Annotated in this window: 17 protein-coding genes and 1 pseudogene; 9 read left to right on the top strand and 9 right to left on the bottom strand. The window is 61.9% G+C overall.

Going from position 1 to position 25,000, the window contains the following annotated elements:
- The first annotated feature begins 111 nt into the window (after window positions 1–111).
- The gene (locus tag VVR41_RS08125) at window positions 112–825 is read left to right on the top strand and encodes a hypothetical protein (protein WP_368524334.1); all 714 of its coding nucleotides are present in this window, start codon (window positions 112–114) and stop codon (window positions 823–825) included.
- 9 nt (window positions 826–834) lie between these two features.
- Window positions 835–2,262 carry a DUF5129 domain-containing protein gene (locus tag VVR41_RS08120; RefSeq protein WP_368524333.1) on the top strand — a complete coding sequence of 476 codons (1,428 nt, stop codon included), beginning with the start codon at window positions 835–837 and terminating at the stop codon, window positions 2,260–2,262.
- Here the strand turns inward: VVR41_RS08120 and VVR41_RS08115 are convergent.
- Together VVR41_RS08115 and arsB are read right to left on the bottom strand one after the other, a co-directional pair.
- Window positions 2,259–2,681, bottom strand: a complete 423-nt coding sequence (locus VVR41_RS08115) for a low molecular weight phosphatase family protein (RefSeq protein WP_368524332.1) — start codon at window positions 2,679–2,681, stop codon at window positions 2,259–2,261. The genes VVR41_RS08120 and VVR41_RS08115 overlap by 4 nt on opposite strands.
- A 92-nt stretch (window positions 2,682–2,773) precedes the next feature.
- A complete protein-coding gene (arsB, locus tag VVR41_RS08110) occupies window positions 2,774–3,838 on the bottom strand; it encodes an ACR3 family arsenite efflux transporter (RefSeq protein WP_368524331.1) in 1,065 nt (354 codons plus the stop codon).
- Between the two features lie 44 nt (window positions 3,839–3,882).
- On the opposite strand from arsB, the gene VVR41_RS08105 reads away from it, so the two are divergent.
- The 4 genes from VVR41_RS08105 to VVR41_RS08090 all read left to right on the top strand — a co-directional run bounded on the left by VVR41_RS08105 (window position 3,883) and on the right by VVR41_RS08090 (window position 12,043).
- Window positions 3,883–4,221 (top strand): ArsR/SmtB family transcription factor, encoded by a 339-nt coding sequence (locus VVR41_RS08105; RefSeq protein WP_368524330.1) that lies wholly within the window; start codon window positions 3,883–3,885, stop codon window positions 4,219–4,221.
- Between the two features lie 90 nt (window positions 4,222–4,311).
- A complete protein-coding gene (locus VVR41_RS08100) occupies window positions 4,312–5,637 on the top strand; it encodes a hypothetical protein (protein WP_368524329.1) in 1,326 nt (441 codons plus the stop codon).
- A gap of 515 nt (window positions 5,638–6,152) precedes the next feature.
- Complete coding sequence (locus tag VVR41_RS08095; protein WP_368524328.1) at window positions 6,153–11,123, top strand: DEAD/DEAH box helicase; 4,971 nt, start codon at window positions 6,153–6,155, stop codon at window positions 11,121–11,123.
- The gene (locus tag VVR41_RS08090; protein WP_368524327.1) at window positions 11,123–12,043 is read left to right on the top strand and encodes a restriction endonuclease; all 921 of its coding nucleotides are present in this window, start codon (window positions 11,123–11,125) and stop codon (window positions 12,041–12,043) included. Before VVR41_RS08095 ends, VVR41_RS08090 begins: the two co-directional genes overlap by 1 nt.
- Window positions 12,044–12,195: 152 nt before the next feature.
- On the opposite strand, the gene VVR41_RS08085 is transcribed toward VVR41_RS08090, so the two are convergent.
- Entirely contained in the window at window positions 12,196–13,143 is a 948-nt protein-coding gene (locus VVR41_RS08085; protein ID WP_368524326.1) for a hypothetical protein, read from the bottom strand.
- Window positions 13,144–13,325: 182 nt separating this feature from the next.
- On the opposite strand from VVR41_RS08085, the gene VVR41_RS08080 reads away from it, so the two are divergent.
- Complete coding sequence (locus VVR41_RS08080) at window positions 13,326–14,501, top strand: Fic family protein (RefSeq protein WP_368524325.1); 1,176 nt, start codon at window positions 13,326–13,328, stop codon at window positions 14,499–14,501.
- 49 nt (window positions 14,502–14,550) lie between these two features.
- Here the strand turns inward: VVR41_RS08080 and VVR41_RS08075 are convergent, their stop codons facing one another.
- The 4 genes from VVR41_RS08075 to VVR41_RS08060 are packed head-to-tail and all read right to left on the bottom strand — an operon-like array spanning window position 14,551 to window position 21,033.
- On the bottom strand, window positions 14,551–15,642 hold the full coding sequence (locus VVR41_RS08075; RefSeq protein ID WP_368524324.1) for a Wadjet anti-phage system protein JetD domain-containing protein: 1,092 nt from the start codon (window positions 15,640–15,642) through the stop codon (window positions 14,551–14,553).
- Complete coding sequence (locus tag VVR41_RS08070) at window positions 15,629–18,976, bottom strand: ATP-binding protein (RefSeq protein ID WP_368524323.1); 3,348 nt, start codon at window positions 18,974–18,976, stop codon at window positions 15,629–15,631. Before VVR41_RS08070 ends, VVR41_RS08075 begins: the two co-directional genes overlap by 14 nt.
- The gene (locus VVR41_RS08065) at window positions 18,973–19,560 is read right to left on the bottom strand and encodes a DUF4194 domain-containing protein (protein ID WP_321101990.1); all 588 of its coding nucleotides are present in this window, start codon (window positions 19,558–19,560) and stop codon (window positions 18,973–18,975) included. The genes VVR41_RS08070 and VVR41_RS08065 overlap by 4 nt, the downstream gene beginning before the upstream one ends.
- Window positions 19,561–21,033, bottom strand: a complete 1,473-nt coding sequence (locus VVR41_RS08060; RefSeq protein ID WP_368524322.1) for a DUF3375 domain-containing protein — start codon at window positions 21,031–21,033, stop codon at window positions 19,561–19,563. It abuts the gene before it with no gap.
- Between the two features lie 126 nt (window positions 21,034–21,159).
- On the opposite strand from VVR41_RS08060, the gene VVR41_RS08055 reads away from it, so the two are divergent.
- Window positions 21,160–22,419, top strand: a complete 1,260-nt coding sequence (locus VVR41_RS08055) for a hypothetical protein (protein WP_368524321.1) — start codon at window positions 21,160–21,162, stop codon at window positions 22,417–22,419.
- Between the two features lie 166 nt (window positions 22,420–22,585).
- The gene (locus tag VVR41_RS08050; RefSeq protein WP_368524320.1) at window positions 22,586–23,800 is read left to right on the top strand and encodes an amidohydrolase; all 1,215 of its coding nucleotides are present in this window, start codon (window positions 22,586–22,588) and stop codon (window positions 23,798–23,800) included.
- 195 nt (window positions 23,801–23,995) lie between these two features.
- On the opposite strand, the pseudogene VVR41_RS10755 reads toward VVR41_RS08050, so the two are convergent.
- A pseudogene (locus tag VVR41_RS10755) lies at window positions 23,996–24,230 on the bottom strand (transporter); the annotation flags it as partial.
- Window positions 24,231–24,244: 14 nt separating this feature from the next.
- On the bottom strand, window positions 24,245–24,892 hold the full coding sequence (locus tag VVR41_RS08045; protein WP_368524319.1) for a lipocalin family protein: 648 nt from the start codon (window positions 24,890–24,892) through the stop codon (window positions 24,245–24,247).
- Window positions 24,893–25,000 lie beyond the last annotated feature (108 nt).

The raw sequence follows: 25,000 nt of genomic DNA, 5'->3' as shown, positions 1-25,000 counted from the left end.
CCGAACGATCCGTTGTGCAGGGTTGCGTCCAGCATAGGCCCCGCGGCGTGCGATGTTTCACGTGAAACGTTGGCGGGTGGGCGTCGATAAGCACGCCGTATGCTGTCGGGTATGAGCGCGGAGATCGTCACCACCTTGTTTCTCGCCCACCCCGGGGAGGTGGATGAGGCGTACGAGCTCTACCGGCGGCGAGTGCTCGAGAGCCCCGCCCTGGTGTATGCGGTCTCCCCGCGGCCGCAGCCCGTCAGCGACGCCTACAACCTGTGGGACCTGCGCACGCAGGCGGCGTATGCGAACCTCGCCGCGCCGGAGGCCATGGACCTGTTCGAAGCGAACGCGCTGGTGGAGATGGCGGGCGCGGACCGCGACTCGGTCATCGATAGCTTCTTTCTCGACGACCCATTCGATGCCTCCCGCTTCCCCTCGCAGGTCGGCGGCTTAACCGGGCTCGTGCTGCGCGACCCGGTCCCCGATGACCGCGCGTTGTCCCTGGTCACCGTGGTCTACCTCGGGGCCGAGGGCGCGGAAGAGCGCATCCAGGAGCTGTTCGACCAGCTTGTTCTCAACTGCCACGCCGTCGCCTACGAGCCGGAGATCGGACTGGTGGACGCCGTGGACAACCCCGACCTCGTCGGACCCCTGTGGATGCGCGACGCCACCTTGAACCTCATCGGCCGCGGCGACGGCTTCTTCTCCCCCGGCAAGGACGCGTGGTCCGGCTGGCTGCTTACCCCGGACACCCTGGGCGAGGTGGAGGATCGTATCGCCGAGCAGTTCGGTCCGGAGGTCGTCGTCATTGCTCGCGCCATTGCGGAACCGTTCTAGTATTGGGCCATGAGTGCGATGAAGGGTTTTGGTGCAGTCGTAGGCGCGGCAACGTTGGTGGCCCTCGGGGTGGGGGGAACCGTCGCCGCCACGCTCGAGGTACCCAGTGCCGAGCAGGTCGCCATCCAGTACAGCGACCAGGCGCCGCGCATGCTTATCGACGACCCCGGCAACCAACTCACCGCCGCCGACCGCGACCGCCTCGAGCGCGACGCCGCCCAGTTCACCTACCCGGATACCGTGGAGACGCTCCACTTCCTCGTCTTCGACACCTCCCGCGACAACTTCAACGACACGGTCCTGGAGTACCTGCAGGACAACTACCCGGACGAGGTCGACACCGATGTCTACTCCGACGGTGTGCTGATTTTCGCCGTGGACCCCAACGCGCGCGAGATCGGGGCTTACGGCGGCGAGGACGTCGATGCGCAGATCAAGCTGCGCGACCGCGTTGACACCATCCTCGAGGCAATGCGCCCCGGAATGCGCGACAACAACATCCCCGGTGGGCTCATCGCGGGGCTGCGGGAAGCTACCAACCCCGAGGTTGTGGACACCTATCTGCTCGACAGCGCGCGCGGCGACCGCCTCGCCGCAGCACTGGGGGCGGGCGCGGGCTCGGGTGGTGCAGTGCTGGCCGGCGGTGGGCTGTGGGTGGCGGCACGCAACCGCCGCAAAGCAGCGATCGAGAAAGCCCGCAACCAGTACGAGCTGATCACCCGCGAGTACACCGAGTTAAGTGGGCGCCTGGACAGCATCGACATCCGCGCCAACTCCCTGACCTCCGCGTTCGCCGATAACGAGATGCGCCGCGACTGGGCGGAAGTGCGCGGGCGCTTCCTCGCTCTGCACGAGACGGTCTCCGGCCCGGGCGGAGTGGGCAGCATCGACCCGAGCAACGACACCCAGCTGTATGACCACCGGGACATGCTGGAGTCCGCCTCGCGCGTCACGACACAGGTCAGCAACGCCGAGGACAACATCAACCGCCTGTTCGCGGTAGAAAACGGCGACGCGGCGACCCGCCGCTCCGAACTGACGGAGCTGCGCCGGGACATCACACGCGCCGTGCTCGACGTCGAAGACCCGCAGCTGCGCGCGCGTCTGAGCGACCTCGAGGCCCGCGTGGACACCCTCGACCGCAACCCGGGCGCACCGGGGTTCCTCGACGACTTCGTCCGGCTTCTCGACGACCACCGGGTCATCATGCAGGCCGTCAAGGACCGCCAGTTCAGCGACGTGAAGGAACACAACGCACTGGAACGCCCGCGCATCTACGACGCCACCTACACCTACCCCAACTATGTCCCCTTTATCGCGCTGAGCAGCTGGCACTCCTCCAATGTGCAAGCCGAGCAGCAGGCGCAGGCCAGCTCCGGCACGAACACGTCCTACAGCTCCGGGTTCTCCGGCGCCGGCGGGTCCGGCGGCTACTAGGCGCCTGGGGGTTCTTTCTGCTCGAGGTCGCTGACGAGTGCGCGAACGCGCGCCGCGATGTCGTCGCGCACTAGCCGCATGCGCTCCATGCCTTCGACGCCGCGGGCGGACGGCTCGTCCGTGATCCAGCGCTCCAGGGTTCCGCGGGCGTCGGCGGGCATGTCCACTTGGGCATCCGCGCCGAGGATGATGACGCGGTCGACGCGACGAAGCAGATCAGGGTCGATTGGCTTTGGGCGGCCGTGTGACATGTCGGCGCCGACCTCCGCGATGGCGGCAACGGACTCGGCGTTGAGCGCTGTACCCGGCGAGGTGCCCGCGGAGTGGATTTCCAGGGTGTCGCTGTAGTGCGCCGCCAGGGCTTCGGCCATTTGGGACTTGCCGCCGTTGCCGACGCAGATGAACAACACAGAAGGCATGGGGTGTGGGTCCTTTCGGTGGGGTCGGTGAGCGTTCCGGTTAAGAACACAAGGCTAAGAAACCGCCTTTTCGGGGTCGGTGCGCTGGATTCTTAGCCTTGAGTTCTTGGACTGAAGCGGTTCTGGCCGGGGTTCCGGCCAGGGTTCCAACGAGGGCGCAAGCTCCGCATCACGTACACCAGACCGACCAGCACGGGAATCTCCACCATCGGGCCGACGGCGCCGGCGAGGGCCTGGCCCGAGGTCGCGCCGAAGGTGCCGATGGCCACGGCGATGGCCAGCTCGAAGTTGTTGCCGGCGGCCGTGAAGGACACCGCCGCGGACTGCTCGTAGTTCAGGCCGATGAGCTTGCTCACCGCCAGGGCCAGGAAGAACATGCCCGCGAAGTAGCACAAGAGTGGTAGGGCCACGCTGGCGACGGACAGCGGGTTGGACGTGATCTGATCGCCTTGGAGGGCGAACAGCAGCACCACTGTGTAAAGCAGTCCGATGAGCGCCAGGGGCGAAATGGCCGGCAGGAACGTGGACTCGTACCAGTCGCGCCCGCGCACCCGCTCCCCCACCACGCGCGAGAGCGCGCCAGCCAGGAGAGGAATGCCCAAGAACACGAGGACGGAGGTGACGATGTCGGTGAAGGAGAAGTCTGCGGCGGTCGTCGACAAGCCTAGCCAGGTGGGAAGAACCTGCAGGTAGAACCAACCCATCACCCCGAACATGAGGACCTGGAACACGGAGTTGACCGCCACCAGCACCGCGGTGACCTCGCGGTCGGCGCACGCCATGTCCGTCCAAACGAGGACCATGGCGATGCAGCGCGCCAGGCCTACGATGATCAGGCCCGTGCGCAGCTCCGGCTGGTCCGGCAAGAACAGCCAGGCCAGGGCGAACATGACCGCAGGGCCGACCACCCAGTTGAGGAACAGCGACACCGACATCAGGCGCGTGTCCGCGGCGACGTCGCGGGTCTTGTCGTAGCGCACTTTCGCTAGTGGCGGATACATCATGATCAGCAGGCCGAGCGCGATGGGCAGCGAGATCCCGCCAACCGAGAGGGAATCAAGCATTGGTGCGAGCCCCGGGGCGAGGCGGCCGAGCGCGATGCCCGCGAGCATTGCGAGCAAGAGCCACACCGGGATGAAGCGGTCGAGCAGAGACATGGGGCGGTACTCCTTATATTGATGAACGTCGATATAATAGCGCCATGTCTCCCGACGTGCCGCACAGCACCTCCCCCTGCTGCCCCCTGACCAGCGAAGCCCTCGGTACCGAGGAGGCGGCGCGCTACGCCGAGGCGTTCAAGGCTCTCGCGGACCCGGTGCGGCTGCGCATCATCTCGCTCATCGCTGCCGACGGCTGCGCCCCGGCGACAGTCGGCGCGCTCACGGACGCACTCGGGCTGAGCCAGCCGACGGTGTCGCACCACCTGAAGAAATTGACGGAGGCGGGTTTCCTGGCCCGCCACCAGGACGGTCGCAGCGCGGTCCACACCGTGCGCCCTGAAACGTTCGCCCAGCTCAAAGCGGTGTTGGCGGTGGGGTGAGGGGCACGGGGGCGTCGATAAGCGTGCGTCGTTCCCTGGGAGGTTGACCGCCACCGGACGGGCGGGGCGAAACGGGGCAATAATGGGCGCATGAGCAAAGAAACACATGTCACCACAGCCCAAGAACTTGCACAGGCCATTGCCGACAAAGCCGCGGTAATCAGTATCGACGGTGAGATATCCGGTTCCCCGATGATTACTCTCCCGGAAGGAACGACCCTGCGCGGCGGCACTCTGAAGTTCGGCGCCCGCGGTGTGCGACTGGGCAAGGACACGACGCTCGACGGCGTCACCATTACCGTGCCGGAGACCGAGACCGCGATCCTGCTCGACACCACCGTCGAGGACCTTGGCACCATTACCTTGAAAGACGTGACGACGCGCGGCCAGGTCGCGCTCATTGCGGAGGACCAGGTTCGTGCCGGGCACATCCGGGTGGACAACCTCCACGTGGAAGCCGCTGATACGCGCGGGCGCTACCACCGTCCCCACGGCTTCGGCGTTGACGCGTTGCAGGGCGCGTTTACCCTGTGGAACCGCCAGACCGATCCGGCGGTGCGCCTGACCGCTGACCTGCTCGACATTTCTGCAGGTAGTGCCTCCGAACCCGTGCGCGGTTCCGGCGTGTTCGTCGGCGGCCACGGCGACTGGGAGGGCCAGCGCGACGGTGGCACCATTGCTGTGACACGGCTGCGCACCGGGGAGATCCACACCGACGGAGGCATCTCCGCAGGCGCGGCCGACCTGATCTCCGGCGGCGTGTTCGTCATCTCGGGCGCGGATGTCGAGGTCGTGGACAATGCCGGTCCGGTCACCACCTACGGGCAAAACGACATGGTGCTGGACAACTGGGGCGCAGTGAAAACCTGGACGGCGTCGGCGGACGTCACATCCAAGGGCGCGAGCGGCATCGGCTTTGTCAACTTCGGCGACATCGACGAACTCGAAGTCACCGCGCCCATCACCACCACCGGCGGAGGCGCCCGCGGCTTTAACCTTTACGACGGCAGCCTCAACAAAGCCGTCTTCCACAGCATCGCCACAACCGGCGACGGCTCCCTCGGCATCCAAGTATCCAAGCCGCTCCCCCACCTTGAAGTGCTTGGTGACGTCACCACCACCGGCGGCGAAGGCACCAGCCTCGTGCGTGGAGTCCAGACCACGCTCAAGGCCATCGCGCTCAGCGTGAAGGACACCGGCGCGGTGGACACGCTGCACATCGGCGGAAAGCTGCGCACCACCGGCGACAATGTCGCGACCCTCGAGGTCGCCGGCACCATCGGGGCCATTGCTATCGACGGCGGGATCGAAGCCGCCGGTGCGGGATCCGACGGCGTGTACCTCAGCGGTAACGGCGTGGACTTGGAAAACGTGTCGATCAACGCGGAGAAGGGCGAGGCGATCCGCGAGGTGTAGTGCTGGGCGGTCGGATTGTGGGGATCGGGGTGTGGGGCACGTCGGTTTGGCGTGCTCGGTGCCCATCGGTGGATGTTTTAGGGCTTTGGTGCCGTCGTGGCGATTCTAGGGGATGTTTCACGTGAAACATGGGCTGGGTGTGGGGTGGCGGGTGACTGCTCCCCCAAACGGCTCAACGGACACGATGCGGTGGGGTGAACTCGCGGACTCTGGATGTGAGGCGCGCCGACTTCCTCACACCCAGTTCGTCTTAACATTTCACAACGCGGAATGTACTCTGCATATAGCGGCGTTGATGCAGATCAGCGCACACTATTTCACAACCCCGGCCTGTAGGCCGGGGTTGTTGTAACTTCGCCGGGTTCCCACGCTTCGGGTCTCCGAATCAGCGCATCAGCGAATCTGACGCGCCATCCTCAGCAGCGAATAGATGCTGTTCACGGGAGGCTGACACGCAGACCCCGACGGAGGCGGAGCGTTCACTCCTGCCGCGTGTCTACGACATAATCAATTCCATGTCATCGTTTGAAGAAGCTCTGAATCAGCTCCGCGAGAACCAGCCGCAGGCAAAGTACGGTATCGCGTTCGAGAAATTGATGGTCAACTTCTTCAAGACCGCACCCTCTCTTGCCGAACAGTTCGATGAGGTCTATCGGTGGGTGGATTGGCGCTACAACGCTGGGCTCCCAGACACGGGTATCGATCTTGTCGCTCACCGCAAGGACGATGACAGCTGGGTCGCGATCCAGGCGAAGTTCTACAAGCCGACTACGAGCATCCAAAAATCGCACATTGATTCCTTTTTCCAGGCTTCCGGCCAGTCGTTTGAAACCGAGAAGGGCCGCGAGCACTTTTCCCACCGCTACATCATCTCGACGACAGATAGGTGGTCGAGGAACGCGGAGTTGGCCCTTGCCAACCAGGTTATTGAAACCAGCCGAATCGGCATGGCTGATATTGCCTCGGCCCCGGTGAACTGGGACGTGGTGTTCCCCGGCTCCGAGATGCAGATCAACCTAACCCGGAAGGAGGCGTACAAGCCGCACAAACACCAGGTTGAGGCAATCGACAATGTCGTTGGCGGTTTCGAAACCAGCGACCGGGGCAAGCTCATCATGGCCTGCGGCACCGGCAAAACATTTACCTCATTGCGCTTGGCAGAGCAGGTTGCGAAGAATAACGGTGGCAAGGCGCGAGTGCTCTTCCTCGTCCCGTCGATCGCGTTGCTTTCGCAAACGTTGCGTGAGTGGACGGCGCAGTCCGCGATGGAGATGCGCAGTTTTGCGGTGTGCTCGGATACGAAGGCCGGCAAGCAGGCGGAGGACATTGCCCCGTATGACCTTGAAGTGCCGGTATCGACAAACGGCGCCAAGCTCGCTGAGGCATTCGCCACGGGCAAGCGGGCCAAGGGCCTCCACGTTGTGTTTTCCACCTACCAATCGCTTCCCGCAGTTCATGACGCGCAGCAGGCGGGGTTGGACGACTTCGACCTCATCATTTGTGATGAGGCGCACCGCACGACTGGTGTCACCCTCGCCGGTGAGGACGCCTCCAACTTTGTGCGCATTCACGACGCGGACTACATCAAGGCCGCGAAACGCCTGTACATGACGGCGACACCGCGGCTTTTCGACGACGCCATCAAAGGTAAGGCCGCCGACCACTCCGCTGAGCTGGCGTCGATGGACGATGAAGGGATCTACGGCCCTGAGTTCCACCGTCTCGGATTCGGCGAGGCCGTGGAGCGCGGGCTGTTGACGGATTACAAAGTTCTGGTCATGACGGTCGACGAGGACGTCGCCGCCGAGGCGCTCGCCCACTCCCCCAACGAGCTTGTAAACCTCACCACCGCATCCGCGATCATCGGTGCCTGGAACGGATTGGCGAAGCGTTCCGGGAAGCTCCAGGGAGAAAAGGAAGGCTTCGACGTCGGTGCAACTCCGATGCAACGCACCGTCGTCTTTGCCAAGGACATCAAGCACTCGAAGCAGATCGCGGAATCATTCCCATCCCTCGTCGCCGCGCACCAGGAGATGCTGCGCCAGCACGCCGCGCTCAACGACGTCAGCCTCCACAACATCGACGTCTCCATCGCTGCCCAGCACGTCGATGGCACGATGAATGCACTGGAGCGCTCCGGAAAGATCACCTGGCTCGAGGCCGACATCCCCGTCACAGAGTCGCGCGTGCTCACTAACGCCCGTTGCCTGTCTGAGGGCGTGGACGTGCCTGGTCTCGACGCGGTGATTTTCTTCAACCCGCGTAACTCGATGGTGGACGTTGTCCAGTCGGTGGGACGCGTGATGCGCAAGGCGGAGGGCAAGGACTACGGCTACATCATTCTGCCGGTTGCTGTGCCGCCGGGGGTGAGCCCGTCGCAGGCGCTCAACGACAACGCCCGCTTCAAGGTGGTGTGGCAGATCCTCAACGCGTTGCGTGCTCACGACGACCGTTTCAACGCGAAGGTGAACTCGATCGCACTGAACGAGGGCAACGTGAGCGACTTGCCCATTGAGACTGACCACGTCAAAGCGGAAAAGGACAAGCTCGACGATATCGATTCCCACCGGACAGAAGCGCTGGAAGACAGCCAGAACATGGCCCAGCAGGTGGCGCTGTTTTCACTGGAACAGTGGCAGGAGGCGATCTACACCAAGCTCGTGGACAAGGTCGGCACCCGCACTTACTGGGAGGATTGGGCGGACGACGTCGCCACGATTGCACAGTCGCAGATCACGCGCATCAAGGCGCTTATCGACGGCGCGAACCCCACCCTCCGGAAAGAATTCGAGCGTTTCGTCGACGGCCTACGCGGCAACCTGAACGACTCGATCACCGACGACGAAGCGATCAGCATGCTCTCGCAGCACATGATTACCGCGCCGGTGTTCGACGCGTTGTTCGAAGGCCACACCTTCACCGAGCACAATCCCGTCGCACAGGTGATGGAGCGCATGACCACCGCTCTGGAAAAGGCGAAGCTGGACACGGAGACCGAGTCGCTGGAGAAGTTCTACGACTCGGTGCGCGTTCGGGCCTCGGAAGTCTCCAGCGCCTCCGGCAAGCAGCAGGTGATTAAGGAGCTGTACGAGCGGTTCTTCCGCAAAGCCTTTAAGAAGCAGGCCGAGTCTTTCGGCATCGTCTACACCCCGGTGGAGATTGTTGACTTTATCCTCCGCGCCGCCGACGACGTTTCCCGCAAGCACTTTGGCAAAGGGCTTACTGACGAAGGGGTGTGCATCCTCGACCCCTTCGCCGGCACCTCGACGTTCACGGTGCGCCTCCTACAGTCCGGCCTGATCAAGCCGGAGGACTTGGCCCGCAAGTATGCCAGCGAAATCTTTGCCACAGAGATCATGCTGCTGGCCTATTATGTCTCTGCGGTCAACATCGAGACGACCTACAACGCGCTGCGCGCCGAGGAGGCGCAGCGTAACGGTGAACCGGAACCAGAGTACGTCCCGTTCAACAACATCGCCCTTGCCGATACGTTCCAGATCCACGAGGATGGCGACATTCCCGACCTCGAGATCTTCCGGGACAACAACGCCACCATTGAGCGTCAGAAGAATGTGCCGATCAACGTGGTGATCGGCAATCCGCCCTACTCCGCGGGCCAGAAGTCCGCCAATGACCTCAACGCGAACCTCAAGTACCCGAGTCTGGACGCCCGTATTGCAGAGACCTATGCTGCGAAGTCCGCCGCTACGAACAAGAACTCTCTGTATGACTCCTACCTGCGTGCGTTCCGGTGGGCTACTGATCGCATCGGTGACCAGGGAGTTGTCGCCTTCGTCTCCAACGGTGGTTGGATCGACGGCAACACGGGTGACGGCGTCCGGCTGTCGCTGGCTGAGGACTTCACGGGCCTTTATGTGTTCAATTTGCGGGGCAACGCGCGCACTGCTGGACAGCAACGCCGCTTGGAAGGCGGAAATGTCTTCGGTTCTGGGTCGAGGACAAATGTGACCATAACCGTTGGAGTTAAGGACCCCCACAGCTCTGGCTTCAAGCTGCACTACCGCGATATCGGTGACTACCTCACTGCCAAGCAGAAGCTCCAGATGACCGAGTCTTCGTCCATTGAGACCATCGACTGGCAGGTGATCACCCCGAATAAGGACGGCGACTGGGTCAATCAACGTTCCGAGGAGTTTGAGACGTGGCCCGTTCTTGGAGAGAAGAAACGCAAGACGACGAGGTTTTTTGAGAGTTTCTCGGCTGGTTTGAAGACCGGTCGCGATGCATGGGCGTATGCACAGACGAAAGACCAGCTTCTTGGACAGCTCGTACGTTTGACGGATACTTATACCGAGGCAACGGCCGCACTTCACCAGTGGCTGGCTGAGGAGAAGATCACGAAGCCGAGCGAAGCAGACGTCACGGCTTTCTTGCAGCGCAACCCACAGTTTGCGGACACGACGAAGATTTCGTGGACCACAAACTTGAAAAATCTAGCGGCCAAGGGTGCTTCTGTCGAAGCGAGTAATGAGCGAGTTTACAACTCCTTGTATCGGCCGTTTACGAGGGCAAAGGCATATTTCGAGCCAGCGTTAAACGACCGTCAGTACCAGCTCCCGTCGATGTTCCCGACCCCGGCGCACCGCAGTATCGGTTTCGTCGCGGTGAGCTCTGGAGAGTCGGTTGATCCAGCGGTTCTTGCTACGGATCAACTCCCTGATCTTCACTTGATTGCTACTTCCCAATTCTTCCCCCGCTTCACCTGGACACCGGTAGAGACGAAGGATGGAGGATTATTTGACGGGGGGGGGGTGGACGTCGTCAAGCAAGGCTCCGAAACGAGTGCCTACGGCGAGATTGGCGAAGTCGTCGATGCGTACGTGCGCACGGACAACATCACCGAGGAAATCAAGGGGATCTATCGGGATGCGCTGGGCGTGGGGATCACGGGTGACGACATTTTCCACTTCGTTTATGGCAAACTGCACGACCCTGATTACCGCACGAAGTATGCGGCGGATCTGAAGAAGATGCTGCCTCACATCGAGACGCCGTCGTCGCGCGAGGAGTTCGACAGGTTCGCTGCTGCAGGAGCGGAGTTGATGGCTCTGCACGTGGGGTACGAAGATGTGGAATCGTGGCCGTTGGACGTGCAGGTCAAAGGTGATGAGAAGGATCGCGAGACGTGGCGCGTAGTCAAGATGAAGTGGGCTAAGCGCAAGGACCCGGAGACCGGCAAGAACGTCAACGAGGTGACCAAGCTGATCTACAACCCGAAGGTCACCATTGCCGGCATTCCCGCGGAGGCTGACGAATACATGCTTGGTTCCCGCAGTGCATTAGCCTGGATTATCGACCGTTATCAGGTAAAGAAAGACAAAGCATCGGGCATTGTCAACGACCCCAACGACTGGGCCGACGAAGTTGGTAACCCGCGCTACATCGTGGATCTGATCGGGCGCGTGACCCGCGTGGCGATGGAGACGGTCCGGATTGTTGATGGGCTACGGAACAAGGAGAGTTAATGTCATCGCCAACGTGGGACGATTATCTGGTCCCGTGCCTTAAAGCTCTCGCGGATGGGGAGACTCGTCGCCGGAGGGATGTAGTTGCAGCAGCCGCTGATTTATTGGGGATCAGCGAAGAGGAGCGCAAAGTAACAATCGCCTCCGGTAAACCTCGTTATGTGAACCGTGCCAGCTGGGCGATTACGCATTTGGTTAAGGCCGAAGCAATCACCTCGCCGATGCGAGCCATGTGGCGAATCACTGACAATGGGCGTCGTCTGCTTGAGAGGTTTCCGGATGGCATGACGGAACACCAGCTGCATGCAGAGGGTGGAGAGTCGTACCAGAACTTCCGCTCGCCACATGGCGCGAAAACCCTTGGAGAGCCCGTGGCCGCGGAACTCCAAGAGACCGAAACCAAGCTGACCCCTCTCGAGCAAGTGGAAGACGGGCAGCGGCGCAATGAGGCGATGGTGGCCGAAGACCTGCTTAAGCGCCTCCACCAGCGGGAGCCCGCGTTCTTCGAGCAAGCGGTTCTCGATCTGCTCATGGCCATGGGGTACGGAGGATCGTTCGGTGGCGCGACGCGAACGCAACTGTCCAACGATGGGGGCATCGACGGAGTCATCGACCAAGATGCTCTGGGCCTTTCCCGCATTTACGTGCAGGCCAAGCGCTACGAGATGTCCAAGACCATTGGCCGCCCGGACGTTCAGGCGTTCGTTGGGGCACTCCACGGAGCGCAGGCTTCGCAAGGCGTTTTCTTCACAACAGCCTCCTTCAGCACGGGGGCGATCAACTACGCGGAATCAGTTCAGTCGCGGGTGGTGCTTATCGATGGAGCACTCCTGGCCAAGTTGATGATCAGGCACGGCGTTGGTATTCAGAGGAAGCGAACGGTCAAGATCGTGGAGCTTGATGAAGACTACTTCGAGTAGTCGAGCCACAGGGTGATGGAAGCAAGCGGGGCCCGTCAAGACGACAACAACGGTGGTGCACAGAAGGGCAAACTCTAGGCCATCAAGGCTGGTGGTTGGGTCGACATGGATCCGGCTACGCCAAATGGAAGAGACGGAAGAGCCCCTCGGCGCTACTGCGTAAACCCCCTCATGTCCGGATCATGAATGGTGATGCCGCGTTCCTGGTTGATGCATCTGATCGAGGCCTGCAGCTCCATTGCGCGTACGTACGTCGGCGAAGCGCAACTCCAACCGTCGAATCCCATTGCGAGGCTGTTTCCGCCGCCTTCTTGGAACCTGCGGGACTCGTAACGGTTCAACACGTCTATGGCCTCTGCGCAGGTGATTTCTCCCTCCATGACCTCTGCCAAGCGAGGGCCCTCCATCGCGCCGCACATGATCGGTCCGCGGACGAGGGCGCCGCCGGTTCGGGGGTCGGCTACCGGTTGCGCCTCCGCCTGTTCCATCAACTCTGCGGAGGTCACGACTGGTCCTTCAGTCGCAATGTTGAGCTTCTCCCCCGTCAGTTCGAATGCCGCGGAATCCGAAGCGCAAATTAAGGAAGCGGCGTCGGGCTTGGCGCATTTGGAGGCTCCGAAATCGATCCACTGCCCAGGCTTGAGTTCGGCCTGTGCTGGTGGAACACCCTCGGCGATGGTGTACGCAAGTCCTCCGTCTCCCACCTGAACGGCACCGGGGCGCCCGCGGAACGGTTCCTCCACGTCTGGTACTGAGTCGTCGGGAGTGCCGAAGCAGGTGACCACACCAGCGCTGGCGAAGCAGTCGCTGATCGTGCCACCGGTCGTGTGGAAGAAGAAGATCGAGCCGTTGTATGTGTACTGGTCAAGGTTGACCTGCTGGTACTGCTCGAAATCTACCGTGAGCACCGAGGGGGATGCAGCCGAGGTAGTGGTTGGGGACGTGGGCGGTTGCTTGTCGACGCCCTCCTCGTCCACCACGACCGTTTCCGTTATTGTCTGCCCGGATTCCTCTGGGGCGGAGCACGCGGATAGGGACGCCATCGTTGCCACTACTACGGTCCCACCTGGGAGGATGATTTTCCGGGCAAATTCCTTCATGTGCCCCAGTATGCCAGCGTGCAAGGTATGCGAGATCTGAACTGGGGCCGCGGACGCGGGAGGTGCGGTCGATTCCACTTTCGGTTTGCGCTAGCTTTCGCTTTCTGGAGAATAAGAAAAGTTACGTATCTAAAGTTGCGTGTTTTAATTAATGCGAAACCTTAAACGTCTATCATGTGTGCATGACCTGGCCGAAAGTTGATTACGAGGAGCTTTCCTGGCAATCGTCGTCGGAAGGGCTCTCGCGTCGTGCCGCTCGAAATACTCCCTCCACGTACAAGAGCGCTCTTGTGCCCCACATCGCTGATGCACAGGTCGTTCTTGATGTGGACTTCGCTTCACAGATAGAAGAGGCGACCCTTGCGGTCAAAGGGTTTGATCTGGGCCATAGTCACCGCATCGTCCCATTCACTCCGCTCTTGTTGCGCAGCGAATCCTTTGCCTCCAGCCGAATCGAGCAGCTCACCTCGTCCGCTCGACGGATCTTGGAGGCGGAGCTAACTGAGCTTGCCGGAACAAATGCCAAATTGATCGTCGCAAACACGCGGCAGATGGAAGAGGCCGTGGGGATGGAGGGGGTGACCACAAACGTGCTGCTGAGGATGCATGACGTTCTGCTGCGGGAGTCCGCCCCGCAGATCGCAGGACAGTTGCGCGAGCAGCCGGTGTGGATCGGCGGCCATGACATGTATCCGCGCGATGCCTTATTTGTGCCACCTCACCACAGTCACCTTCCCTCACTGATGGAGGACCTTGAGGTGTTCGCTGCGCGTAAGGATCTGCCGGTCCTGGTTCATGCTGCCCTGGCACATGCTCAGTTTGAGACGATCCACCCGTTTGCGGACGGCAACGGTAGGACTGGACGCGCTTTGGTTCACGTTCTCATGCGTCAACGCGGTCTCACGAGCGACACATCGCTGCCACTATCCGCAGGTCTGTTGTCTGATCTCGATGCCTACTTCGCTGCACTCGGTGCCTACCGGATGGGCAACCCCCGTGAGATTATCGAACTGTTCGTCCACGCGGCCATGGAGGCGGTGGAGCGCGGTACGTGGCTCGCAACCGAACTCAAGATCCTGCAGGAGCAGTGGGAAGCAGAGGTAACCGCACGCGGCGGCGCGCTGGTGTGGCGGCTCATTCCCCTGCTGCTGCAGCGCCCGGTGGTGACCTCGAGGATCGTTGCGGAGGCGCTCGACACGTCGCCGGTGAGTGCGCGCAACGCGTTGGACGCTCTCGAGGAGGCGGGAATTGTAGCCTCCGCGATGCTGGACAAACGCACTCGGGCATGGCGGGCGGTCGAGGTCTTGGCACTGTTGGACGAGTTTGCTGCTCGGGGTGGGCGTCGACAAGCGCTGTGACAGTGTTTCACGTGAAACACCGATGATTCCATTGGCGTGAGCCCCTGAACTACTGCCCTACCGCCTCCCGCAACCGTTCCACTGCGAAGTTGAAAACAATCCTTTCCTGCTCGATCCGCAGACACCCGCCAGTCGAGTGTGTGCGTAGGTACTCGAGGGCAAGGGTCTCCGCTGATGTGAGCAGTTGCGGAGTGAAACGGTTGGGCTGGGGCTCCTCCACCGCAAGCTCCTCGTGGGCGCGTGCGGTGTCAACGTCCATGAGAACCGACCGGGCCTGCGGGAGTCGCCGGCGCACGATATCGAGAATGTAGAAACCGTGGGAGTCGAGATCTCCCCAGTACACAACGTCCTTCTGGTCCAGCCCGGGGATCTGAGCAGAAAGAGTGTGGGCGTGCAGGCCGCCGCCGAACACTGCCACCGTTCCGTCAAGATCGGGAAGGGCAAGGAAGGTTTGGTGGTTCTCCACCATGAGCACAGTGGAACAGGGCAGAGCTCCGATGTCCGTGACGGGACACGCCCAGTGTCTCACCCCACTTGAACGGCCAAGAACGCGCAGCTCCACCAGCTGAGGTTTCGCCCGGAATTTCAGTGGCCCCGCGACTGTCTCGACTACGGCGCGATGCGATTCCAGCCATTTTGAACCAACGCCGAAGATCGGCAACTCACGGATGTAGAAGTCGGTCGTGTCGTGCGTGCGCAACCAGCGGATCACATCGATGAACTGGTCCACAGTGGCATCGTCCCATTCCTCCCACGTCGCGAGGCAGCTGATCAAAGGGGTGCGTACATCCGCACCAAGCTCACTGCAGATTCGGCCCAGGACAGCGTTGATCCTGCACCAATGCTCTGACGTGCCCGCGACGCGGGCAGTTAGGTCCGGAGTGTCCAGTACGACACGTGTGGGCAGCGAGTACGTACCCATGTAGCTGAGCCTTTTGTCTTCCCGCCCAGCGGGTATGGCGCTGCGATTCCACTCGTCGATCCAGGAGCGCACCGTGAGGCCGTCGTCACGCTCTGCTTCCTTTCCTGACGGCGGCTGCAGGTTGATGTTGAGCGGAGTGAAACCGCCGTCAAGCCAGGCGCGGTGATTGCGCCTGTAATACGTAGCGGCGCGGGCCCGCACTTCTTTAGGCGTCTTCATCGGTGGACTCTTCGATGGTCAGCAAACTCGTTCGGGATCGTTTTCGGTCGGGGCACTCCACCATGAGCACACCCCCGATGTAGTCCTGCACTGTCTGCAAAAGCTTTTCCGGGGTGGCCAGGATCATATGGAAGCCAAAACTGCGAAACGCCTCCATGGCGGCGCGGGTGAAATCAGTGTCGGCGCGGTCGAAAGCCTCGTCGAGAATGATCGTGCCGAAGCGTGGGTAGATCTCCCCGTCGATCTGTATGACAGAGTTACGCGCCTGGGAGGGGGTTGCCCCCATCCCGGTCAACCGATAACGCAGCGCAGCAGCGAGGCAGAAGGAAGATAGCTTCTGAGCTTGGCCACCGGATAGGCCTTCCGCTGAGTCGTACACCGCTCCGCGCACGCCGTCCTGGCCGTATTCCACGCCGAGGAATTTCACATGCTCACGGGTGTCGAGCCGCATTCGGCGCTGCCGCGGCGTGGTGGTGTCGGATACCGTCACCGCGTCGATCACCGCCCGCAGCTTGTGGAAGCGCTGCTCGCTTTGTTCCTGGTCTGCGTCGTTGATCATGCCCTCCATGGCGGCGTCGAGAAGCTCTACGAATTCGCGGGCGACAGCCGGCTGAGCCTCGCGCACCTCGATGGTCAGATGTGTGCCCGGGTAGAACTCCACTTCTGCCAGCGAGTCATTGATCATCTGGATCGAGTTGCGGGTCTTTGTCGCGGCGTCGCGAATGAATCGGCGCAGCCTGCCCAGATGCTTATAGGTCTGGTCGTGGAGCATGTCGCGAAAACGCTGCTCAAAGCGCGGAAGATCATCTGACTCGAGTCGCCCGAGCTCATTGAGAAAATCGTTTTCCCACGCGGTGTCGGCGGTGAGGTCGCCCTGGCGCTGCGGCCAGCGCATGAGGTAGCGATTCATGGCGTCGCGAAGCTGGCTGTCGTACCTGCTTGACCGCTGCCTTAACTCCGCGAGGCGGTCCTCAACATCGCGGGTAAGACGGTGAGCGAGACGGTCGATGTTGTCGGCGCGGATGGACCGGTCGATTGTGTGACACCGCTCTTCGAGCCGCTTGTCGATATCCCCCGGCACCTCACGCTCCCCCACCTGCTGCCGCGCTAACTCGAACGCGACCTCCGCCTGTTTGAGCTCGGTGTTCAGCCCACCACGGGTTTCCCGGAGGTCGTCGAGGGTATTCTCCGCTGCCCGCCTGGCTGCTTCGCTGGCCGCGAGCTGCTTCTTTAACTCCGCTAGCTCGGTGTTGCCGTCGGTCAGGTCGTCGACAAGCTTTTGAGCCTCGGCCAGCCGGACGGCTGCGGCGGCGACATCGATTTCCGCGAAATCCTTCATCTCCAGCAGCCGCTGGATAGTTGAAACGTGGAGGCGTTGCGTGTCAAGTGCTTGCTTGAGCCGATCGCGGGTGCGGGATTCCTCCCCGAGTTGGTCGTTGAGCAAGCGTATTGCCGCGTGGAGCTGGTCGATTTTGTCGTCGAGGTTGCCCCACAGCACCCACCGGGATTTGTCGTCGATTCGGCTGCGGTCGTCCTTGATGTGGTCGTTCGGGTTGCGTTTGACCTGGCCTTGGGCGGTGACGGCTCGCCGAGCGGCATGGAACTCCTCCATGGTCTCGCAGCACATGTGGTCGTACCGGGCGCAGAGCTGCGATTCAATCCAGTTGCGGAACCGGCCAGGTGCAACCTCAATCTTCTGCCCCAGCGAGCCGCGCGTGAACGCGGACGGCCGCTGGCTTTCAAGCTGGGGACTCAAGCGTGTGTAAGCGACCTTCGCGCCGAGGTGCGTCACGTTGATCGCCGAGGAGACATGAGGGTAGAGCTCCTCGGGAACAATGAGCGTTCTGGCGAAACCGCCGAGGACACGTTCAGCGGCGCCCTGCCACCTCTCCTCGCCCTCCTTCATGCTCATCAGGTCAGCGACGAAGGGGAGATCCTTCTCCTTCACACCGGCAACCTCGGCGATGAGCGAGCGCGCATGGATCAACCGACTATCCATGGTGGAGCCGGAAGCGCGCAGGGCCTGGAGCTCATCGGTTCGCTTCTTCTTCGCGCCGACGAGCGCGTAAACACGCCCCTGGGCTTTGTCTAGTTTGGCGTCGTTGTCCTCCAGCCTGCGGCGGACATCATCCAACTCTTCTACCAACTGCAGCCGGAGGTTGGTGAACTCGGTGACGGTGCTCGGCAGCGCCGCACCGAGGACTGCCAGCCTCTCTGAATAGCCGAGCTCCGCCTGCTCTACTCGCGTGAGTTGCTCCCGCGCGCTATCACGACGGGATTCTGCTGCAACCAATCCAGAATCTTGTGCACCGTGGATGAGGGTGCGCAGGTGGTCCAGCTCAGCGGCTGCTTTGTCCCGCCGGGCGGTTTCGGCCGAGATGGTGTCATCGATCGCGGCAATGTCGGAAGATAGTTGTTCGCGCTGTTTTTGCGCGAAGCGTTGCCTCCACACGTTGACAAACAATTCCAGGTTTTCGCGTTCCTCGTTCACCCCGAGAAGGGCGGAGGCAACGTCGGAGCGCTTCTCGGAAGCAACACGAACGGGGAGCAGGTGCTCGATCTGCTCGCGGGTGTCCACCACGGAGGCGTACGCGGTGTGCAGATCGGTGAAGTTTGCCACGGCTTGGTCCGCGATAGCGAATGTCTCCGGTTCTGGCAGCATGAACGAACGCATGAGGAAGTTGAGATCGCCCAACGTCTTTGCAGATTGTGTGCGGTGCAGAAGATCCAGGGCCCCCTCGTCGGCAATCCCGACAGTCCGGCGCAGAGCCGCAATGAACTGGGGGTGGCTGCGGCTGACGTGGAGTGCAGTGCTGTATTGCTTCTTTGCTTCCGTTACGGGGAGGCTCTTCAGCGCGAGGGGTTCGAATTCAGCCAGATCCGCCTTGCGGGCAAAAAGCATGTAGAGATCGGTAATCTCCTGCCGCGAATGAGCTTTCGCCGAAAGAAACATGAGACGGATGGCGGTCACCACACCGCCAATGCCGTTGTCGTAGCGCAGCGCTACCCCGGACCAAGTAGCCCCTTGGCGGAGGTAGGACTGAGTCAGCTCATCTGCTTCGAGGGAGTGTTCGCGGCGCCAGGCGCCACGGCAGTACGTGACAAGGTTGCGGCCGGATTGGGTGTGATTGTCCGCCGCCGCATTGAATCGCACTTTGCCCGGCGGCACGAGGATGGTTGAGAGGGCGTCGATAAGCGTGGACTTGCCCGAACCCGAGGGCCCCGTAATGAGGAAGCCCTCGCGCGCCACATCCACACTGTGCAGGTTGTCAAAGGTGCCCCAGTTGTACACCTGGATCTGGGAAAGCCGGAACTGGCCGGGGATAACGCTCATTGCTCGTCCTCGAGTAGTGCACGGAATGCTTCGGTGACTGCGGCGATCTCCTCGCCGGAGAAGATAATGCGAAGAATGGGGGAGACTTCGAACCGGCCTTCGGTGGGTGTCTTGTCGATGATGGAGTAATTCTTCATCTTGTTCCACGAGGCGGTGAACCGTTTGCGCTGAGTAGTCTTATCCGTACCTGCATGGCCCTGGTACGGCAGAGTTGATTCGAACACCTCGTCCTCGTCCACGATCGTGCGCTCATTGGGGTTGGTGGTGACGAGCTCTCGGCGCAGATGCAGAATCACGACGGTATCCATGAACGTAAGCGATTGTTTGCGCAACAGCGCACGCTTATCCGGTGTATCCGCATCCCATGCCTTGGTGTAGGCCACGCCTGCATTGTCGTCGACAACAAGGGTGAGAAAGAGGTTGTCCAACTGTTGCGCCAGCACCTCACGCGAGCCGGATACCGTCTGGAATACCTCCGGTGCCTTAGTGCTCGACACGAACGGACCTCGGATGAGCTCCGCTAATGCGCGGCGCTGCATACCGGTCAGGGTGCCGGTGTCTGTTTCATGAAGTTTGGTGTCCATCTATGCCCGTCCGATCTTTTCGCCGAATTCAAAGCGTTGGTATCGCGCCTGGAAACGCTTTCCGCCTGGGCGCTGCCACTGCAGAAGCTCAGTGCCGTCGGCTCGCTCACCGTGATCGTGCGCGAGTTTGATGAGCCCGACGATGCTGGCCAAACCCTGGGTTGCGGGGTGCGCCGAAAGAACATCGCTTATCGACGCCCTCCCCTCTTTCTCCACCACATCATCGATCGCCTGGCGCAGTTCCTCCCAGTCAATCTCTGACTCGCGAATCCTGCGGCGCATGGCCTCGTAATCGATCTCCCCTGGTTGGTGGACCTCCATGTCAGGTTCGATCCGGTACTCCATTGGGTTGTACAGCTGCCAACTCGAGAGCGAGGTCGGTTGGCGGGTGGTCAATTCCATGTCGTAGCCGATGGATTCGTAAGGCTTGATGCCGTGCTGCGCGAGCTGGAGCGCACATTGCTGTGCCGTATTGATCGCCTTGGTCAACGCTTGCTGCGACTCCGCCTCGCGGGACTGGACGAATCTTCTCAGCGAACGCGATAATCCCGTCATCGAATCGTGAACCTGGCCCGACGAGGTGTCCAAAGTTTCCGCCAGTTGCGCGAGTTGTGTGCGCTCCAACGGATCCAGCTCGGTCACGAAATCCCGCGACAAGACGGATTCCACGGCTGCATCAAATTGCTTGGACCGTTCGGGGTCGAGGAACACCTCGTAGAAGCCGTTGAACGCCTTTCCCGCTTCGGACTCGGTGATCAGATCCACGCCCCGAAACACGTTATCCAAGACGTCCCCGGCGTGTAGTTGGTCTTCCACGATCGAGCCTCTCAAACCTCTATCCACTTCCTCGATTTCCTCGCGAACACGGGAAAAGTCGGTTGGCAAGTCGCTTACTAAGGTGAGGATTTCGCGAGCTTTCTCAACCGCCTCGGCGTCTGGAATGACGCCCACGCCGTTCGTCCGGATTCGGTCGATACGCTCCTGGAGCTGGTCGCGCTGCTGCTCGAGACGCCGAATTGCGGTCGCCTCATCGGGGTCGGTTTCTGCGGCTAAGCTGTGCAAACTTGCAAACAGGGTTCCCAGGCGAGATTTCGTCACCGAACGATGCGGGCTAATCAGTTGCTGGACGTAGGCGATGGCGATGTGGGCGTCGGCGGTCAGCTCATACAACTCTTCCCGCGTGCCCTGCGGGCTGCGCCGTATGAGATAACCGGATTTTACCCAATCGTTGATGTACGCCACGCCAGATTTGGGTAGTTCCATGCCCGCTTGCTCCCGAATATCAATCAGGAGCGATTCCACCGCCAACACCAGCTCGGTACCAGGGACTTGCCGGTTATCGTCATGGAATACCGCGCTGAGTACAGATAGCACAGCCGGAGCATTGTGGGCGCGCAGCATTGTCCATGCCGGTGAGGAGTCCGCAAGTCGAATCATCGCCAACACGTCCGCAACTGCCGTTGTTCGGATCATGAACTCACGCTAGCAATACGCCGGGACATGGGCGCGGCGGATTGCGATGCACACCGCCCAGGTGTTCGGCGATCATGTCGCCCCCCATTTTGAACATGAAAACCATTACCACTTATATTGTTGAACATGACTTTCCGTTACCGAAGCGCCCTGATTGCGCTGCCGCTCGCCGCGGCCACCCTCGCTGCCTGTTCCCCCGCCGAGACGGGCCAGACGTCCCAGACCTCCGTGCAGGCCTCCGCCACCGAGACCACCACGGCCGCTGAGGCCCACGAGGGCGAGAAGACCCAGGTTTCGAGCCTGTCCCCGCGCGTCGTCTTCGCGCGCGAGGGCGGCCTCACCACCATCGATCCCGCCACCGGCGAGGTCATCGACGAGGTCGCCCGCAAGGGCTTCCTGCGCCTGAGCTCCGCTGGCGACGGCCGTCACGTCATGCTTGTCGACGGCGACGCGTTCCGCACCTTCGACTCCGGTCTCATCACCGACGGCCATGGCGACCACAACCACTACTACGAGCAGGCTCCGGCTCTGCTCGACACCACCTACACGGCACCCGAGGCAGGCCACGTCGTCGCCCACGATGGCCTGACCGCGCTGTTCTCCGACGGCACGGGTGAGGTGACCATCCTCAAGTCCGAAGACATCGCCGACCCGAACGCACAGACCACCACCTTCTCCACCGGCGAGGCGCACCACGGCGTGGCCGTCGCGCTTGAGGACGGCTCCGTGGTCCACACCGTCGGGACCGAGGACGAGCGCCACACCATCCGCCACACCTCCGCCGAGGGCACGACCCTGGCCGAGACCACCAACTGCCCCGGCATCCACGGCGAGGCAGCAGCTGCCGGCGGCGCGCTCGTGTTCGGCTGCACCAACGGCCCGGTGATTTTCAAGAACGGCGAGTTCGTCAAGCTCCCCTCCGAGGGCTACCAGCGCAACGGCAACCTCGTCGGCGACGAGGAGTCCCCGATCGTCCTCGGTGACAACAAGGTTGACGAGGACGCCGAGCACGAGCGCCCGACCACCGTCATCCTCATCGACACCGAGAACGAGTCCACCCGCTTCGTCGAGCTCGGTTCGTCCTACTGGTTCCGCTCCCTGGGCCGCGGTCCCCGCGGTGAGGCCCTGGTCCTGACCTACGACGGCAACCTGGCTGTTATCGACCAGAACACCGGCGAGATCACCAACCGCATCCCCGTGATCGCGCCGTGGGAGGAGAAGGAGGAGTGGCAGGAGCCGGGTCCGATCCTCAAGGTCCACGAGGGCATCGCCTACGTCACCGACGCTGAGAACCGCGAGCTCGTCACCGTCGACCTGTTCAACGGTGTCGTGGAAAACCGCCAGAAGCTTAGCTTCGCCCCGGTCGAGATGGAGATCGTTGGCTAGTTCCTGACCTCCAACGAGCCCGCTGCGCGTGAACCCAGTTTGTGAGGGTTTACGCACAGCGGGTTTTCGCGTGCTTCATCTGCATTTTCCGTGAAATACCGTGCAACACGCGCGGCTGTAGGCTGGCGCGGTGTACACCTCAACTGTTGCATAGGAAGCCGAGAAAATGCCGAATCGCGACCACATCTTTTCCTCCTACGAGTCTGTCAAAGATGCGCAAGAACAGCTGTATTACGAGCTGCATCGTCACCCTGAGCTGAGCATGCAGGAGGAACGTACTCGCGGGGTGATCGTCGAGAAGCTAGCTGGTGCGGGTTACGCTGTCGTCGAAATTGGCGGTGGTGTGGTGGGCGTTTTGGAAAACGGTGACGGCCCGACCGTGATGTTGCGTGCCGACTTCGATGGTTTACCCGTCAAAGAGGAAACCGGACTGGACTACGCCTCCACCGCCACGGCTATCGATGCCAACGGAGATTTGGTCCCCGTCATGCATGCCTGCGGTCATGACGTCCACGTCGCCTCCCTTATCGCCATGGCCGAGATGATGGCGGCGAACAAGGATTCCTGGTCCGGCACCCTCGAGTTGCTCTTCCAACCCGGCGAAGAGATCGCCGCGGGCGCGAAGGCCATGGTTGACGACGGAATCGTCGACGCAATTCCCCGCCCCGACGTGGCCTTCGGACAACATGTGATGTGTGGCCTAGCGCCAGCCGGACATGTCGCGGTTATCCCCGGTAAGTCCTTCTCTACCTCGGTCAACGTTTCCATCACGCTGTACGGTCAGGGATCACACGGCTCCATGCCGCACCTGAGCATCGACCCAGTCGTTCTGGCGTCAAGCGTGGTTCAGCGCCTTCAGACCATTGTTGCCCGCGAGTTGAGCCCCCATGAGTTCGGAGTGGTTACCGTGGGAACCATTCGCGCCGGCTCGCGTCCCAACGTCATCCCCGAAACAGCGCACTTGGGTCTGAACGTGCGCGCTTACGATGAGGCGGTGCGCGACAAGATTATCGAGTCGATCAGGCGCATTGTGGAAGGCGAGTGTGCCGCGTCTGGATCCCCGCGCGAACCTGACTTTGAGTTCTCCGGTGTCTACCCGCTAGTGGACAATGACGCGGAGGTCACGGCGAAGATCAAGGACGCCTTCATCGATGCTTTCGGCGGAGACCGTGTTCACACACCAGGGCCGGCTACGGGATCCGAGGACTTTCCCTACATCCCCGATGCATTCGGCACGCCCTACTGCTACTGGGCGTTCAGCGGTGCACCGGAAGGCAAGGAAATTCCGAACCACAGCTCGAAGTTCGCCCCCGTGGTGCAGCCGACCCTGGAGACGGGTGCAAAAGCTCTAGTTGCGGCTGCCTGCGCGTACCTGAAATAAGGGTTCTAACTGAGCTGGGTGTGTGCTTTCTAAATGAAAAGGAAGGCACAGATGACTGAGACAGTCGTGGCGGCGGCCACGGTAGCAGAGCGTAAAAGCTGGGAAGGCCGTGGGCGCGCTGCATCGCATCCGCGATGCGCGCGTCGGAGCTGGTAGTGAGGGAGGCATCGGTGAGGGAATCCGACTCGGCCCGTTGCGCGTCCTTCTTATCGCAGCGCCATTGCCACCACATGTGAACAAACGCGGTGACTACAAGCGCGGGAACTGTAGCTTTCGCTACGTCGCCAAAAACAAACTTGGTGATAGGAACGCCAAGTAGTTGAGCACCTTGAATCAAGCCTGCTTCCAGCAGCGTCGGAACAATAGTGGACGCGGTAACGACGACAGCGCCATCGGTCAGGGGGCTCAAGTCTGCCGCGATGAGTGCGGGGCCGACCCCGCCCCCTACAGCGTGCAGAGCGGCGCGTAGTCCTGGCGCCCACCAGCCATCGGCTGGGTGATGAACGCGCACGACCACCAGCCGCGGTTCTCCACCACGCCGCGGACCTGCTTCCACTGCTCCGCAGTCAGGTTCGGGGTGCGCGAGAGCACGAAGCCGGAGAGGCGGTTGGGGTCACCCACGATGGCGAGCGAGTAGTCCTCGGCAAGGTAGGTCACGCGGTAGTTCACGGGACCGTTCGGGTCCTGGAAGGGAACGCCTGGGAAGTTCACGCGCAGGGAGGCGTCGGAGCGCACGGTCGCGGTGCCCTCGATCTGGGAGCGCCCGCCCGCGATGGAGCCGCAGGAGTTCACCACGGAGATGGTGCTCGGGTCGACCACGGCGTATTCGGCGGTGGTGTCGCGCACGCACTGCAGCGTGTACGGCTGCGGCACGGCCGCCACCTGGTACCAGGTGCCCGCGTAGCGGTTCAGGTCGACGGTTGCGCCGTCCTCGCGAAGTTCGCCGCCCGGCATGGATGAGCCCGCGGGGATCAGCTGGGAGGATGCGCCGGCGAGGCGGCCGCCATCGAAGATGTCTTGGGCAACAGCGGTGGCGGGCGCGGTGGAAGCGCAAAGGCTGACGGCGAGGGCGGTGGCGAGGATGCGGCGCATGAGCGGAGTCCTTGTCTAGGGCTAAGCCTGTAGTGAGAAAGCGGTCGTCGGTCGCAGGCCAGGCTATCAGAGCGCGCCGGGCACTAAGCCGCACACTAAGCCGCACAC

Source organism: Corynebacterium sp. LK2510, from assembly GCF_040946405.1.
GTDB lineage: Bacteria > Actinomycetota > Actinomycetes > Mycobacteriales > Mycobacteriaceae > Corynebacterium.
The sequence above is the reverse complement of the archived record's forward strand: the minus strand, read 5'-3'. Positions and strand labels throughout refer to the sequence as shown.

Bases quoted from the DNA above. Each gene is read 5' to 3' on its own strand.
- VVR41_RS08125 (WP_368524334.1), top strand. From the start codon at position 112: ATGAGCGCGGAGATCGTCACCACCTTGTTTCTCGCCCACCCCGGGGAG.
- VVR41_RS08120 (WP_368524333.1), top strand. From the start codon at position 835: ATGAGTGCGATGAAGGGTTTTGGTGCAGTCGTAGGCGCGGCAACGTTG.
- VVR41_RS08115 (WP_368524332.1), bottom strand. From the start codon at position 2,681: ATGCCTTCTGTGTTGTTCATCTGCGTCGGCAACGGCGGCAAGTCCCAA.
- arsB (WP_368524331.1), bottom strand. From the start codon at position 3,838: ATGTCTCTGCTCGACCGCTTCATCCCGGTGTGGCTCTTGCTCGCAATG.
- VVR41_RS08105 (WP_368524330.1), top strand. From the start codon at position 3,883: ATGTCTCCCGACGTGCCGCACAGCACCTCCCCCTGCTGCCCCCTGACC.
- VVR41_RS08100 (WP_368524329.1), top strand. From the start codon at position 4,312: ATGAGCAAAGAAACACATGTCACCACAGCCCAAGAACTTGCACAGGCC.
- VVR41_RS08095 (WP_368524328.1), top strand. From the start codon at position 6,153: ATGTCATCGTTTGAAGAAGCTCTGAATCAGCTCCGCGAGAACCAGCCG.
- VVR41_RS08090 (WP_368524327.1), top strand. From the start codon at position 11,123: ATGTCATCGCCAACGTGGGACGATTATCTGGTCCCGTGCCTTAAAGCT.
- VVR41_RS08085 (WP_368524326.1), bottom strand. From the start codon at position 13,143: ATGAAGGAATTTGCCCGGAAAATCATCCTCCCAGGTGGGACCGTAGTA.
- VVR41_RS08080 (WP_368524325.1), top strand. From the start codon at position 13,326: ATGACCTGGCCGAAAGTTGATTACGAGGAGCTTTCCTGGCAATCGTCG.
- VVR41_RS08075 (WP_368524324.1), bottom strand. From the start codon at position 15,642: ATGAAGACGCCTAAAGAAGTGCGGGCCCGCGCCGCTACGTATTACAGG.
- VVR41_RS08070 (WP_368524323.1), bottom strand. From the start codon at position 18,976: ATGAGCGTTATCCCCGGCCAGTTCCGGCTTTCCCAGATCCAGGTGTAC.
- VVR41_RS08065 (WP_321101990.1), bottom strand. From the start codon at position 19,560: ATGGACACCAAACTTCATGAAACAGACACCGGCACCCTGACCGGTATG.
- VVR41_RS08060 (WP_368524322.1), bottom strand. From the start codon at position 21,033: ATGATCCGAACAACGGCAGTTGCGGACGTGTTGGCGATGATTCGACTT.
- VVR41_RS08055 (WP_368524321.1), top strand. From the start codon at position 21,160: ATGACTTTCCGTTACCGAAGCGCCCTGATTGCGCTGCCGCTCGCCGCG.
- VVR41_RS08050 (WP_368524320.1), top strand. From the start codon at position 22,586: ATGCCGAATCGCGACCACATCTTTTCCTCCTACGAGTCTGTCAAAGAT.
- VVR41_RS08045 (WP_368524319.1), bottom strand. From the start codon at position 24,892: ATGCGCCGCATCCTCGCCACCGCCCTCGCCGTCAGCCTTTGCGCTTCC.